Origin of the sequence: Roseococcus sp. SYP-B2431, from assembly GCF_004336745.1 — a bacterium.
Classification (GTDB): Bacteria; Pseudomonadota; Alphaproteobacteria; order Acetobacterales; family Acetobacteraceae; genus Roseococcus.
This window is the reverse complement of sequence record NZ_SJXD01000025.1, coordinates 326,156-339,896: the sequence shown is the minus strand read 5'-3', so window position 1 is coordinate 339,896 and position 13,741 is coordinate 326,156. Positions and strand designations below refer to the sequence as shown.

At 70.0% G+C, this 13,741-nt stretch carries 14 protein-coding genes; 7 read left to right on the top strand and 7 right to left on the bottom strand.

What is annotated here, in order from left to right:
* Nucleotides 1-33: 33 nt before the first annotated feature.
* Nucleotides 34-825, top strand: coding sequence for an enoyl-CoA hydratase/isomerase family protein (locus tag EJV46_RS12950; protein WP_131549060.1), 792 nt, complete (start codon nt 34-36; stop codon nt 823-825).
* Between the two features lie 117 nt (nt 826-942).
* Here the strand turns inward: EJV46_RS12950 and gyrB are convergent, their stop codons facing one another.
* The 7 genes from gyrB to mutM form a co-directional block, all read right to left on the bottom strand.
* Nucleotides 943-3,393, bottom strand: a complete 2,451-nt coding sequence (gene gyrB / locus EJV46_RS12945; RefSeq protein WP_131549059.1) for a DNA topoisomerase (ATP-hydrolyzing) subunit B — start codon at nt 3,391-3,393, stop codon at nt 943-945.
* A 54-nt stretch (nt 3,394-3,447) separates the two neighbouring features.
* Nucleotides 3,448-4,584: a DNA replication/repair protein RecF gene (gene recF, locus EJV46_RS12940; protein ID WP_131549058.1), complete on the bottom strand. Its 1,137-nt coding sequence runs from the start codon at nt 4,582-4,584 to the stop codon at nt 3,448-3,450.
* 76 nt (nt 4,585-4,660) lie between these two features.
* Nucleotides 4,661-5,788: a DNA polymerase III subunit beta gene (dnaN, locus tag EJV46_RS12935; protein ID WP_131549057.1), complete on the bottom strand. Its 1,128-nt coding sequence runs from the start codon at nt 5,786-5,788 to the stop codon at nt 4,661-4,663.
* Between the two features lie 196 nt (nt 5,789-5,984).
* Nucleotides 5,985-7,439, bottom strand: a complete 1,455-nt coding sequence (gene dnaA / locus EJV46_RS12930) for a chromosomal replication initiator protein DnaA (protein WP_131549056.1) — start codon at nt 7,437-7,439, stop codon at nt 5,985-5,987.
* A gap of 324 nt (nt 7,440-7,763) precedes the next feature.
* The gene (gene rpsT / locus EJV46_RS12925) at nt 7,764-8,039 is read right to left on the bottom strand and encodes a 30S ribosomal protein S20 (protein ID WP_131549055.1); all 276 of its coding nucleotides are present in this window, start codon (nt 8,037-8,039) and stop codon (nt 7,764-7,766) included.
* A gap of 122 nt (nt 8,040-8,161) precedes the next feature.
* Entirely contained in the window at nt 8,162-8,935 is a 774-nt protein-coding gene (locus tag EJV46_RS12920) for an enoyl-CoA hydratase (protein WP_131549054.1), read from the bottom strand.
* Between the two features lie 18 nt (nt 8,936-8,953).
* The gene (gene mutM / locus EJV46_RS12915; protein ID WP_131549360.1) at nt 8,954-9,850 is read right to left on the bottom strand and encodes a bifunctional DNA-formamidopyrimidine glycosylase/DNA-(apurinic or apyrimidinic site) lyase; all 897 of its coding nucleotides are present in this window, start codon (nt 9,848-9,850) and stop codon (nt 8,954-8,956) included.
* A 75-nt stretch (nt 9,851-9,925) separates the two neighbouring features.
* Between mutM and EJV46_RS12910 the strand changes: the two genes are divergently transcribed.
* The 6 genes from EJV46_RS12910 to EJV46_RS12885 all read left to right on the top strand — a co-directional run bounded on the left by EJV46_RS12910 (nt 9,926) and on the right by EJV46_RS12885 (nt 13,741).
* Entirely contained in the window at nt 9,926-10,675 is a 750-nt protein-coding gene (locus EJV46_RS12910) for a class I SAM-dependent methyltransferase (RefSeq protein WP_131549053.1), read from the top strand.
* A gap of 102 nt (nt 10,676-10,777) precedes the next feature.
* Nucleotides 10,778-11,206 carry a PaaI family thioesterase gene (locus EJV46_RS12905; RefSeq protein ID WP_131549052.1) on the top strand — a complete coding sequence of 143 codons (429 nt, stop codon included), beginning with the start codon at nt 10,778-10,780 and terminating at the stop codon, nt 11,204-11,206.
* On the top strand, nt 11,203-12,027 hold the full coding sequence (locus tag EJV46_RS12900; protein ID WP_131549051.1) for a shikimate dehydrogenase: 825 nt from the start codon (nt 11,203-11,205) through the stop codon (nt 12,025-12,027). The genes EJV46_RS12905 and EJV46_RS12900 overlap by 4 nt, the downstream gene beginning before the upstream one ends.
* Nucleotides 12,024-12,632 carry a dephospho-CoA kinase gene (gene coaE / locus EJV46_RS12895; RefSeq protein WP_131549050.1) on the top strand — a complete coding sequence of 203 codons (609 nt, stop codon included), beginning with the start codon at nt 12,024-12,026 and terminating at the stop codon, nt 12,630-12,632. The genes EJV46_RS12900 and coaE overlap by 4 nt, the downstream gene beginning before the upstream one ends.
* A complete protein-coding gene (gene dnaQ, locus EJV46_RS12890; RefSeq protein WP_131549049.1) occupies nt 12,625-13,302 on the top strand; it encodes a DNA polymerase III subunit epsilon in 678 nt (225 codons plus the stop codon). Before coaE ends, dnaQ begins: the two co-directional genes overlap by 8 nt.
* Nucleotides 13,303-13,336: 34 nt before the next feature.
* Complete coding sequence (locus EJV46_RS12885; protein ID WP_131549048.1) at nt 13,337-13,741, top strand: RidA family protein; 405 nt, start codon at nt 13,337-13,339, stop codon at nt 13,739-13,741.

The following is a 13,741-nucleotide window of genomic DNA, read 5'->3' as shown; positions in this document are numbered from 1 at the left end:
GCCCTCGCCGTCCTTTGAATCAGGGGAATAAGCATGCCAGTCGTCGAAACGGAGCGCCACGGCCAGGTCCTGGTGGTTCGGATGAATCGCCCCGAGCGCCTCAATGCGCTCAATCACGAGATGCGGGTGGAGCTCGCGCGGATCTGGACCGAGTTCCGCCATGACCCCGGGATGGAGGTCGCCATCCTGACCGGCGCCGGGCGCGGCTTCTGCGCCGGCGAGGACATGAAGGAATCCCTGGCCGAGAAGAATCCCGGCGGGCGCCGTGCCGAACAGGAGGATCCCTTCAACGCCGGCACGCTGGAGAAGCCCATCATCGCCGCCGTCAACGGCTTCGCCATGGGCGGCGGCTTCATGATGGTGGAGCGCACGGACCTGCGCGTGGCCGCGACCACCGCGATCTTCGAGGTCTCGGAGGCCAAGCGCTGGCTGCTCGGCGGCTACAATCACGGGCACATGGCGAACCTTGCCTTCCCGCTGGCGATGGAGATGGCGCTGGGCTTCCGCTTCACCGCCGAGCGCTTCCATCAGATCGGCTTCATCAACCGCGTCGTGGAGCCGGAGAAGGTGATGGAGGAGGCGATGGGCATGGCGCGGCACCTGCTGACCTTGCCGCCGGCGGCGCGCGTGAACACGGTGCACATGATGCGCCGCATGCGGCCGGCGCCGAGCGAGGCGCAGCAGAGGCTCGCCGCCGCGCTGCACGAGCATGGGGCGAAGAGCGACCTGATCGAGAGCCGCGCTGCCTTTGCCGAGAAGCGCGCGCCGAACTTCAAGGGATGGGACGATCCGCAGGATCGCTACCGCCTGCCGCAGCTCGATTAGGGCATGATCGCTGCAGGTGGAATCGCCGGGAGCATGGATCATGCTCTCGGCAACGGGCTCGCGGCCTTGTAGCGAGCCCTTGCGAGCGGAAAGATCCCGCCGGCCGCCGGCGGAGTCCTACACGTCGAGGTTCGCCACCTTCAGCGCGTTGCCGACGATGAACTCGCGCCGTGGCTCCACCACGTCGCCCATCAGCGTCGAGAACACGCCCTCGGCATCCTCCGCATCGTCCACGCGCACCTGCAGCAGCGTGCGGACTGCGGGATCGAGCGTGGTCTTCCAGAGCTGGTCGGGATTCATCTCGCCCAGCCCCTTGAAGCGCTGGATGGTGAGGCCGCGCCGCCCCTGACCCAGGATGCGGTCGAAGGCGGCCAGCGGCCCGCGCACCTCGGACTCGCTGGCGTCGAAGGCGATCTTCGCGCCGGCGGCGAAATCGCGTTGGAGGAACTCGCGCCGCTCGTCGAGCCAGCGGGCCTCCGCGCTGCGCAGGGCAGCCCCGGTGAGCGTGTAGCGCTCGGCCACGCCGCGCACCATGCGGTGCATGTGCACGCCGTTCTCGTCCACGCTGACCTTCCAGCCGCGCTCGGCCGGCGGGGCCATCGCATCAAGGCGCGACGCGAATTCGTTCGCCGCCTCGAGCGCGCGCTGCGCGTCGGGCGTGAGGATGCCCGCCATCGCCGCTTGCTCGACGATCTCGACCGGGATGTTCACCGCCAGGCGCCGGATGCGCGAGGTGGTCTGCCGCAGCGATTCCACGATCTCCATCAGCTCGTCGCCCGCCGCCTCGCGGCCGGTGGCCAGCGTGATGCGCGCATTGGCCGTCGCCTTCTCGATCAGGTAGTCCTCGAGCGCGCGGTCGTCCTTCAGGTAGCGCTCGTCGCTGCCGCGCTTGGCGCGGTAGAGCGGCGGCTGCGCGATGTAGAGGTAGCCGCGCTCGATCAGCTCGGCCATCTGCCGGTAGAAGAAGGTCAGCAGCAGGGTACGGATGTGCGAGCCGTCGACGTCGGCATCCGTCATGATGATGATCTTGTGGTAGCGCAGCTTGTCGGCGGAGAAGCCGCCCTTCGCCGGCTCGCCCGGGCCGATGCCGGTGCCGAGCGCGGTGATGAGCGTGCCGATCTCGGCACTCGCCAGCATCTTGTCGATGCGCGCGCGCTCCACGTTCAGGATCTTGCCCTTGAGCGGCAGGATCGCCTGGTTCGCGCGGTTGCGCCCCTGCTTCGCGGAGCCGCCGGCCGAATCGCCCTCGACGATGAAGAGCTCGCTCTTCGTGGGATCCTTCTCCTGGCAATCGGCGAGCTTGCCCGGCAGCGTGGAGAATTCCAGCGCGTTCTTGCGCCCCACCTTCTCGCGCGCGAGCTGCGCGGCCTTGCGAGCCACGGCGCTGAGCACGACCTGGTCGAGGACCTGCTTCGCCTCCTTCGGATGCGTCTCGAACCAGTGCGACAGCGCGTCCGCCACGGCCATCTGCACCACCGGCTGCACCTCGGACGAGACCAGCTTGTCCTTGGTCTGCGAGCTGAACTTGGGGTCCGGCACCTTCACGGAGAGCACGCAGGTGAGCCCTTCGCGCATGTCGTCGCCGACGAGCTCGATCTTCTCCTTCTTCGCGAGATCCTCGGCGTATTTCGACACCACGCGCGTCAGCGCCTGGCGGAAGCCGGCCTGGTGCGAGCCGCCGTCGCGCTGCGGGATATTGTTCGTGAAGCAGAGCATCACCTCGCGCGGCGAGCTGGTCCACCACATGGCGAGCTCCACGCGGATGCCCTCGCCTTCCTTGGCGATGACGCTGATGGGCGGCTTGAAGATGGGCTCCTTGCCCTTGTCCAGCCACTCCACGAAGGCGACGAGGCCGCCGTCGAACTTGAACTCCGTCGATTGCGCGGGCACGTGGCGATCGTCGCGCAGCGTGATGGCAAGCCCGGAATTCAGGAAGGCCAGCTCGCGCAGGCGCCGCTCCAGGATGGCGAAGTCGTACTCGACCTGGGTGAAGGTGCCCGCGGAGGGCTTGAACGTCACCTGCGTGCCCTGATGATGCGCGGGCGCCTGGCCGACGACCTTCAGCGGCTGCACCGTGTCGCCATGCTCGAAGCGGATGAAGTGCTCCGTGCCGCCGCGCCAGATGCGGACTTCCATCCACTCGCTGAGCGCGTTCACCACGGCCGCGCCCACGCCGTGCAGGCCGCCCGAGACCTTGTAGGAATTCTGGTTGAACTTGCCGCCCGCATGCAGCCGCGTCAGCACGACCTCGGCCGCGGAAACGCCCTCCTCGGCGTGGATGTCCACCGGGATTCCACGGCCGTCGTCGGTCACGCTCACGCTGCCGTCGCCGTTCAGAACGACATCGACGCGTGAGGCATAACCGGCCTGCGCCTCGTCCACCGAGTTGTCGATGATCTCGAAGGCCATGTGATGCAGGCCCGAGCCGTCATCGGTGTCGCCGATGTACATGCCGGGCCGTTTCCGCACGGCTTCGAGGCCGCGCAGGACGGTGATGGAAGCGCCGGTGTAGTCCGCGTCGGAGACCTGGTTCGGGAGGTCGCCGCCGGTCGGGGATTCGCTGGTCATCGGGAAATGGGAAACCTCAGGAAAGACCGTGCACATATGGCATTTTTCCTGCCGTTACGGCAGGGGGTTTCGGCAGGCTTGACCCGGCGAGACCGTCCAGTGCTCGGCCTTGCCGGCGAGGGGCGAGAAGACCTCCGGATCGGTGCCCGTGAGGAAGCTCTGGGCCGGCAGCGCGGCCAGGGCGGCGAAGAGGGCGGAACGGCGCTCGGCATCCAGATGCGCGGCCACTTCGTCCAGCAGAAGCAGGGGCGCGAAGCCCCTCGCCGCCGCGATCAGACCGGCATGGGCGAGCACGGTCGAGATCAGCAGCGCCTTCTGCTCGCCGGTGGAGCAGAGGCCGGCGGCGATGCCCTTCCCGCCATGCGTGAAGAGCAGGTCGGCCCGATGCGGGCCGGCCAGCGTGGCGCCGGCCGCGGCGTCCCGCCCGCGGGAACCCGCCCAGCCGGCGCGCAGGGCGTCCTCGGCGGCCAGGGCGGGCATGGTGTCCAGGAGTTCGGCCGCGGGATCCTGCAGCGCCAGCACGGCCCGCGGAAAGTCGCCGGCCGCGCCGGCCTCCAGCGTGGCGTTCAGCCGCCCCACCAGCGCGCGCCGGGAGGCCGCGATGGCGATGCCGTGGCGTGCCATCGCATCCTCCAGCCCGGCGATCCAGGCCGGCTCCGCGCGCCGCCCCTCGCGGGTCTGGGCCAGCAGCCTGTTCCGGCCGGCCATGGCCGTCTCATAGGCGGAGACCTCGCGCGCCAGATGCGGCTCCAGCGCCATGGCCAGGCGGTCCAGGAAACGGCGCCGGCCGCCGGCGCTCTCCTGGAAGAGGCGGTCCATCTGCGGCGTGATCCAGACGGCGGCCACGCGCTCCGCCAGCTCGGATTGCGCCCGCAGCTTCTCGCCGTCCAGGCGGAAGGCACGGCGGTCGGGCCCGCCCTCCTCCGCCGTGCCGGTTCCGACCTCGAAGCCGCCCAGCCCATCGTCAAACCGGCCGGAGACGGCCCAGGGCGGCGCGCCACCCGTCGCCACTTCGGAGATGCGCGCGCCCCGCAGGCCGCGGCCGGGGACGAGCAGGCTGATGGCCTCCAGCAGGTTGGTCTTGCCGGCGCCGTTCGGACCGGCGAGGACGACCAGCGGCGCGGTGAAGCGCAACTCCGCCTCGGGGTAGGAACGGTAGCGCGTGAGGCGCAGGCGAGTCAGGCGCAGCATGCGGAATTCGAGGGGCCCTGCCCCTCGAGCACCCCGGCAAGAACCTCAGGTTCTTGCATCTCCGGGGCCGATAGCCTCAGACGCGCATCGGCATGAGGACGTAGAGCGCCCCCGGATCCTTCGAATCCGCCACCACCGTCGGCGCGCTGCCGTCCGAGAACTTGAACTCCAGCTCGTCGCCGACCTGGTCCGTGATGTCGTTCAGATACCGCGCCTGGAAGCCGATCTCGATGGGCGACGACCCATAGGTCACGGAGCCCTCGTCCAGCTCCTCCTGCGCCTGGCCCTGCTCCGGGCTGGACGCCGTCAGCAGCAGGTGGTTGCGGTCGATGGACAGCTTCACCGGGCGCGAGCGCTCGCTGGAAATGGCGGCCACGCGGCCCACCGCCTCGGCGAACTCCTTCTTCGCGACCTTCAGGACCTTGTCGTTGCCGCGCGGGATCACGCGCTCGTAGTCCGGGAAGGTGCCGTCGATGAGCTTGCTGGTCAGCGTCACCGTGCCGATGCGGAAGCTGATCTTCGTGTCCGAGAGGCGGAACTCGATCTCGTCGCGCGTCTCCTCGGCGAGCTTGTTCACCTCGTTCACCGTCTTGCGCGGGACGATGACGCCCGGCATGCCGCCGGCGCCCTCGGGCAGATCCTCCTCGACGCGCGCCAGGCGGTGCCCGTCCGTCGCGGCGGCGCGCAGGACCTTGCGCCCGTCCACCTCGGCCGTGTGGAGATAGATGCCGTTCAGGTAGTAGCGCGTCTCCTCCGTGCTGATGGCGAAGCGCGTGCGCGAGATCATGCCGCGCAGCTTGGCCGCCTCCAGCTTGAACTGGTGCGGCATCGAGCCCTCGGTCATCGAGGGAAAGTCCTCGACAGGCAGCACGGGCAGGCTGGTGCTGAAGCGGCCGGCGCGCAGCGCCAGCGGGGCGTCGCCGCCCTTGTGATCCAGCTCGACCATGGCGCCTTCCGGCAGCTTGCGGACGATCTCGTAGAGCGTGCTCGACGGCGCGGTGGTGCGGCCGGGACGCGCGACCTGCACGCCCGGGACCTCCTCGACGATGGCGATCTCCATGTCGGTGGCGGTGATGCGCAGCGTGCCGTCCTTCGCGTCCAGCAGGATGTTCGCGAGGATGGGGATGGTGTTCCGGCGCTCGACCACGGATTGCGTGTGCCCGAGAGCCTTGAGCAGAATGGCGCGCTCGACGCTGAACTTCATCTCCCGGTCCCTTGCTATCCGAAGGCGCCGCCTCGATTCGCCGCGCAACTCGGCCAAACCACTAGCATCCTGGCCGCCGCCCGGCAAAGCATAGGCGGAGGTTTCGCGGTCCCTCGCCGGGGCCGGCGAGTCCGTGTTGTGTCCCTGGGCGCCGTTGGGGAGGGAGCTGCCGCCAGCCGGCGGACAGCGGCCTGCCCTAGGTCTCCAGCATTTTCCGCAGCAGGGTCACGTCCTCGGCGAAGGAGGGGTCCTCGCCCATCAGCTCGGTGATCTTGTTCACCGCATGCAGCACGGTCGTGTGGTCGCGGTTGCCGAAGCGGCGGCCGATCTCGGGCAGGGAGCGCGAGGTGAGCTGCTTGGCCAGGTACATCGCCACCTGCCGCGGCCGCGCCACGGCGCGCGAGCGCCGGGCCGAGGCCATTTCCGTCAGCCTGATATTGTAGTGCTCGGCCACCTTGCGCTGGATGTCGTCGATCGAGAGGCGCTTGTCGTGGGCGCGCAGGATGTCGGACAGCACCTCCGGCACCGTGTCCAGGGTGATCGGCCGCCCGAAGAGCTTGGCATGCGCGACCAGGCGGTTCAGCGCCCCCTCGAGGTCGCGCACGTTCGACGCGATCTTGCGGGCCAGCAGCTCCTGCACGCGCGCCGGCACCTCGACGCCCGCATGGTTCGCCTTCGCCTGCAGGATCGAGAGCCGCAGCTCGTAGGTGGTCGCGTGCAGGTCGGCGACGATGCCGCCGGAGAGCCGCGTCCGCAGCCGGTCCTCGATGCCCGACAGGTCGTTCGGCGCCTTGTCGGCCGAGATGATGATCTGCTTCCCGGCGTCGATCAGCGCGTTGAACGTGTGGAAGAACTCCTCCTGCGTGTTGTCCTTGCCGATCAGGAACTGCAGATCGTCCACCATCAGCACGTGGACCGAGCGGAGCTGGGTCTTGAACTCCATCGTGTTGTGCGAGCGCAGCGCCGCGATGAAGCGGTACATGAACTTCTCGGCCGACATATAGGCGACCGTCAGGCCCGAGGCCTGCTCGCGCAGGGCCCAGGCGATGGAATGCATGAGATGCGTCTTGCCCAGCCCCACACCGCCATAGAGGAAGAGCGGGTTGAAGCCGGACTGCGCGACGCCTTCCGCCACGCGGCGGGCGCAGGCATGCGCGAATTCGTTCGGCTTGCCGACGACGAAGGTGTCGAAGGTGAAGCGCTGGTCGAGCGGCACGAGCCAGTCGTTGCGCAGAAGGGCGTCGGCCGCGGCCGCGGGCGCGGCCGTCGCGACGGCCGAGGGCGCGCTGACGGCGGCGGCGGTGGTGACGTTCTCGGCGAGCTGCGCCGGCTCCTCGACCTCCTCCTCGACCGCGGCCCTGGCGCCGGGGGTCTGCACACGCAGCGCCACCTGGCGGATGCCCGGCATCTCGACCTGGCAGGCCAGCCGGAGCCGGTCGCCGTAATGGTCGCGCACCCAGTCACGGAGGAAACGGGTCGGCAGGCTGACGAGCACCGTCTCGCCGTCGACCCCGGACAGGGTCATCTGGCGGAGCCAGTTGCGGTACTCCACGTCGCCGACCTCCTGCCGGAGGCGGGCCCGCGCACGGGCCCAGCAGGCGGCGGTCTTTCCGGCATTGGGCGGGGGAGTATCGCCGGAATCCTGGTCCATCCCTGTCCTCAGTCTCTCAACGCTTCGTCACGAAAGCGCATCGGTTGTGTCACTTGGGAGGGCGGGGGCGCCCCAAATCTACTTCCTTGAGAGAAATCAGCCACTTGTCACCCGGGAGGCCCTCGTATCGCGTGGCCTCTGAGCAAGTCTAGCGGGAGTAACACGCCGAAATAAAGCGGCCCGGCACAACAACCTCAAAACTCCGACCACGGTGTGACAAACAAGCCGCGATCGCGCTCAAGCAGACACCGGACGCACGACATCGGCGAGAGCATGGAGATACTCTCGGCCGAGCCGAACCGACTTGTCAGGACAGGGTTTTACTTAGGCGCTGGCCGCGCCCAGGGCCTTGATACGGGCGGAGAGGCGCGACAGCTTGCGAGCCACCGTGTTGCGATGCAGCACGCCCTTGGTGACGGCCCGCTGCATCTCCGGCTGCGCGCCCTTGAAGGCCTCCGCGGCCACGGTCTTGTCCCCGCCCGCAATGGCCAACTCGACCTTGCGGAGGAAGGTGCGCACGCGCGAACGCCGCATGCGGTTCCGCTCGGTGCGCTTCTCGGTCTGACGAATGCGCTTACGCGCCGACGCGTTATTGGCCATGGGGTCTTGAATGCGATCTCTGAAAGGGAAGACGGGCGGTCCCGCCAGGGAGGGGAAGGGTCTAAGCCGCGGGCCCCATCATCGTCAAGACGGTTGATCGGGCATGTGAGGCATGCCGCGGCTTATCGGTTGTTGAAGCTCGGTTTCCGCTTTTCCGCGAAGGCGGCCATGCCCTCCTTCTGATCTTCCGTGGCGAAGAGCGAGTAGAAGATCTTGCGCTCGAAGCGCACGCCCTCGGCCAGCGTGGTCTCGAAGGCCACGTTCACCGCCTCCTTGGCGATGGCGACCGAGGGGGCCGAGAGGCTGCCGATCTTCTCCGCCACCTTCAGCGCCTCGGGCAACAGCTGATCCAGCGGGACGATCCGTGCCACGAGGCCGCTGCGCTCCGCCTCGGCCGCGTCCATGAAGCGGGCGGTCAGGATCAGGTCCATGGCCTTGGCCTTGCCGATGGCGCGCGTCAGCCGCTGCGTGCCGCCGGCGCCCGGGATGACGCCGAGGTTGATCTCCGGCTGGCCGAACTTCGCGTTCTCGGCCGCGATGATCATGTCGCACATCATGGCCAGCTCGCAGCCGCCGCCCAGCGCGAAGCCCGCGACCGCCGCGATGACCGGCTTCCTCACATGCGTCACCGCCTCCCACTTCGTGATGAAGTCCTCGACATAGACGGCCGGATAGGTGCGGGCCTGCATCTGCTTGATGTCGGCGCCGGCGGCGAAGGCCTTCTCGCTGCCCGTGACGATGATGGCGGCGACGGCCGGGTCCGCGTCGAAGCCGGCCACCGCCTCCGCCAGCTCGGCCATCAGCTCGTCACAGAGGGCGTTCAGCGCCTGCGGGCGGTTCAACCGGACGATGGCGGCGCGGCCCTGCGTCTCGGTCAGGATCATCTCATAGGGCATGTCGTTCTCCGAGGGTCGTCACCGCTGCGTTCGCGGGCAGTAGAAGGTGGATCGGCCGGACTGCACAAGCCGCAGGATCCCGGGGCAGCCCTTCGGCCCGGCGCAGAGCCGGCAGGGCTGGCCCTCGCGGTCATAGACATCGAAGCGCTCCTGGAAGCCGCCGATCTCGCCATCCGCGCGGACGTAATCGCGCAGGCTGGACCCGCCGGCCTCGATGGCCTCGGACAGCACCGCCCTGATCGCCGGGACCAGCCGCCCGGCCCGGGCCCCGGGGATGGTCACCGCCAGACGCCGGGGCGAGATCCCCGCACGGAACAGCGCCTCGCAGACATAGATATTGCCCAGGCCCGCCACGATCTTCTGGTCCAGCAGTGCCGCCTTGATCGGCGTGAACTTCCCCCCCAGCGCCCGCTCCAGCACCTCGACCGTGAAGCCCGCCTCCAGCGGCTCGGGGCCCAGATCGGCCAGCAGCCGATGGCCGTCCTCCGCCTCGCGCGGGACAAGGTCCACGCTGCCGAACCGGCGCGGGTCCACGAAGCCGACGCGCCAGCCGCCCTCGGTCTCCATCACCAGGTGCTCGTGCAGCTCCGGCGGCTGGTTGTGGCCCCGCGCGTCGCTGGCCGCCCCCTGCGGACCCATGCGCGGGACGATCGGCGCATCGCGATGCCGCGCCACCATCCGCCCGGACATGCCCAGGTGGATCAGCACGCTCGGCCGCGCCTCCAGCCGCATCAGCATGTATTTCCCGCGGCGCCGGAACCCGTCGACCCGCGCGCCCGTCAGGGTCTGCGCAAGCCCGGGCGGAAACGGCCAGCGCAGCCCCTCGCGCCGCGTCTCCGCATGGCGGATCACCTGGCCGTCCAGCACCTTGGCCAGGCCCCGCATGACCGTCTCGACCTCCGGAAGCTCGGGGATGGTCCGCTCCTGTCGCCGTCGATTTCCCGTCTGCCCGCATGGCAGATTCGCGGCCGACGGGCTATAGCTCGGCCAATGAGCGACAACGCCGACCGCACCGCCGATTTCGGTTTCCGCACCGTGGCCGCCGAGCAGAAGGCGGGCCTCGTCCGGGAGGTCTTCGACAGCGTCGCCCCCCGCTACGACCTGATGAACGACCTGATGTCGCTCGGCCTGCACCGGGTCTGGAAGCGCATCTTCCTCAACGTCGTCGCCCCGCGCCCCTCCGAGACGCTGCTCGACCTCGCCGGCGGCACCGGGGACATCTCCTTCCTGGCGCTGGAGCGCGGCGCCGGCCGCGTCATCTGCTCGGACATCAACGCCGAGATGCTGCATGTGGGCCAGTCGCGCGCGCTGGATCGCGGCCTCGCCCGCGGCCTGTCCTTCCTCTGCACCGACGCCGAGCACATCCCCCTGCCCGATGCCAGCGTCGAGAAGGTCAGCATGGCCTTCGGCCTGCGCAACTGCACGAACAAGGACGCCGTGCTGCGCGAGGTGCGGCGCGTGCTCAAGCCCGGCGGGCGCTTCCACTGCCTGGAATTCTCGCGCCTGGAGATCGCGGCGCTGGCGCCCCTCTACGAGGCCTGGTCCTTCAAGGCGCTGCCCGCCCTCGGCGGCCGCATCGCCCAGGACGCCGAGAGCTACCGCTACCTCGCGGAGAGCATCCGCATGTTCCCCGACCAGGCGACTCTCGCCGGCATGATGCGCGAGGCCGGGCTGGAGCGCGTGTCGCACCGCAACCTCTCGGGCGGCATCGTCGCCATCCACACGGGCTGGAGATTCTGAGCATGATCGCCGCAGGGGGAATCGCCGGAAGCGTGAAGCATGCTCCCAAACAAAGAGCTGGGGATTTTGCAGTGAGCTCTTGCGAACGGAAAGGGCTCTAGGATGACGCCCGCCGGGCTGCAGCAGCGCATCGAGGCGAGCTTCGCCCGGCAGGGCCTCATGCGCGTCATCGAGGCCCGGGTCACCGAGGTCGCGCCGGGCCGCTGCGTCATCGAGGCGCCGTTCCGCAAGACGCTGACCCAACAGCACGGCTTCCTGCATGCCGGCGTGCTCACCATGCTGGCCGACAATGCCTGCGGCTATGCCGCCCTGACCCTGCTGCCGCCCGAGCAGGAGGTGCTGACCGCCGAGCTCAAGGTGAATTTCCTCCGACCCGCGCGCGGCGTGCTCGCCATCGCACGGGCCGAGGTGCTGAAGCCGGGCCGCACGCTGACCGTGGCCCGCGCCGAGGTCTGGATGCGCATGGAGGACGGCGCGGAGACGCTCTGCGCCGCCATGCAGGCCACGCTGGTCCCCTCGCTGACGCAATGACCCTCACCGGCAAGGCCATGCTGGCCGGGATCGCGGGCTGGCCGGTCGGCCATTCCCGCTCGCCGCTGCTGCACGGCACCTGGATCGCCCGGCACGGGCTGGACGCCGCCTATGTGCCGCTTCCCATTCATCCCGACCATTTCGCGACCGCCATCCGCGGGCTGCGCGACGCCGGCTTCCGCGGGCTGAACGTCACCATCCCGCACAAGGAGGCGGCCTTCGCGGTCTGTGAGACCGTCACGCCGCGGGCGTTGCGGGCAGGCGCGGTGAACACGCTGGTCTTCCGCGACGGCCGCGTGGAGGGCGACTGCACGGACGGCTTCGGCTTCCTCGCCTCGCTCGGCGATTTCGACCCCGCGAGCGGCCCGGCCGTGGTGCTGGGCGCCGGCGGCGCGGCCCGCGCGATCGTGGCCGCGCTGCTCGACGCCGGCTGCCCGCGCCTCACCTTGGTCAACCGCACGCCGGCGCGGGCGGAGGCGCTGGCGATGGCGCTCGGCGGGCCCATCGAGGTGCGGGACACGGCCCCGCTCGCGGGCGCCGCGCTGCTGGTGAACACGACCAGCCTCGGCATGGCCGGCCAGCCACCGCTCGAGATCGACCTGGCCCCCCTGCCGCCCCACGCCGTCGTGTCCGATGCCGTCTACGTGCCGCTGGAGACGCCGCTCCTGGCCGCCGCCCGCGCGCGGGGCCTGCGCGGCTCGGACGGACTCGGCATGCTGCTGCACCAGGCGCGGCCCGGCTTCGAGGCCTGGTTCGGCGTGATGCCGGAGGTGGATGAAGGGCTGCGGCGAATCGTGGCGGCTGATATCCCGCCCAGATGAGAATCTGGGGGCTCACCGGCAGCATCGGCATGGGGAAGTCCACCGCGGCGGGCGCCTTCCGGCGGCTCGGCGTGCCGGTCTTCGACGCCGATGCCGCCGTGCATGCGCTGCAGGCCAAAGGCGGCCGCGCCGTGCGCGCGATCGAGCGCGCCTTCCCGGGCACGGTGCGGGACGGCGCGGTGCTGCGCGAGCGGCTGCGCGCGGCGGTGCTGGGCGATCCGGCCGCGCTGCGCCGGCTGGAGGCCATCATGCATCCGCTGGTGCGCGACGAGCAGCGCCGCTTCCTGGGCCGCGAGCGCGGGCGCGGCACGCGCCTGGTCGTGCTCGACATCCCGCTGCTCTTCGAGACGCGGCACGACCTCTCGGAGTTCGACCGCATCCTCGTCGTCTCCGCGCCGGCCGCCGTGCAGCGCGCGCGCGTGCTGGCGCGCCGCGGCATGACGGAGGAGCGGCTGGCCGCCATCCGCGCCCGGCAGATGCCCGATGCGGAGAAGCGCCGCCGCGCCGATGTCGTCATCCGCACCGGCCTCTCGCGCCGCCATGCCGAAGCCGCCGTCCGCCGCCTGGTAAAGACGGAAACGGGGGGAAAGCCGCGCCATGCGTGAGATCGTCCTTGACACCGAGACCACGGGCTTCGAGCCGAGCGAGGGCCACCGCATCCTCGAAATCGCGGCGATCGAGATCGTGAACCTCATGCCCACGGGCCGGGTCTTCCACACGCTCATCGACCCGCAGCGGGACGTGCCGCCGGAGGCCACGCGCGTGCACGGCTTCACGCGCCTGGACCTCGAGGGCAAGCCGCTCTTCGCCGACGCGGCCGAGGCGATGCTGGAGTTCCTGGGCGATTCCCCCATCGTCGCCCACAACGCGCCCTTCGACTTCAAGCACCTCGACGCCGAGCTGATCCGCTGCGGCAGGCCCGCGCTGAACCCCGCGCGGATGGTGGATTCCCTGGTGCTGGCGCGCACCACCTTCCCCGGCGCGCAGAACAGCCTGGACGCGCTGTGCCGGCGCTTCGCCATCGACCTCTCGCAGCGCACGACGCACAACGCCCTGCTCGACGTGAAGCTGCTGGCGGAGGTCTATCTGGAGCTGCGGGGCGGGCGTCAGCCGGGGCTGGTGCTGGGCTCGGCGCCGGTGGTGCAGGCCATGCTGCGCGAGGAGAGCGCGCCGCGCACGCCCCGGCCGATCCTCGTCTCGGAGGAGCAGCTGGCGCGCTTCGACGCCTTCCTGGCCAAGATCAAGGATCCGCTCTGGAAGAAGCTGGAGCTGTAGTCCAGGATCGGCTCCCCTTCAGCGAGAACGATCCATGAGCGCCACGGAATACCCGCCCGCCCCCGGGCTGATGAGGACGCCGTCCTATTCGCATGCCGCCGTCGCCTCGGGCGCGCGGACGATCTACACGGCCGGGCAGGTCGCCGTCGACGAGAACGGGGCGCTCGTCGGCAGCGGCGATCTCGAGGCGCAGACGAAGCAGGTGATGGCGAATCTCGGCAAGGCGCTGACCGCCGGAGGCGCGAGCTTCGCCGATGTCGTGAAGATCACCACCTACGTCGTGGACTACAAGCCCGAGATGCGCGCCGTCATCGGCAAGGTGCGCGGCGAGTTCTTTGCCGGCCGGGCGGCGCCGCCCGCCAGCACGCTGGTCGGCGTCGCGGCGCTGGCGGCGCCGGAATGGCTCGTGGAGATCGAGGCCATCGCCGTCGTCGACTGA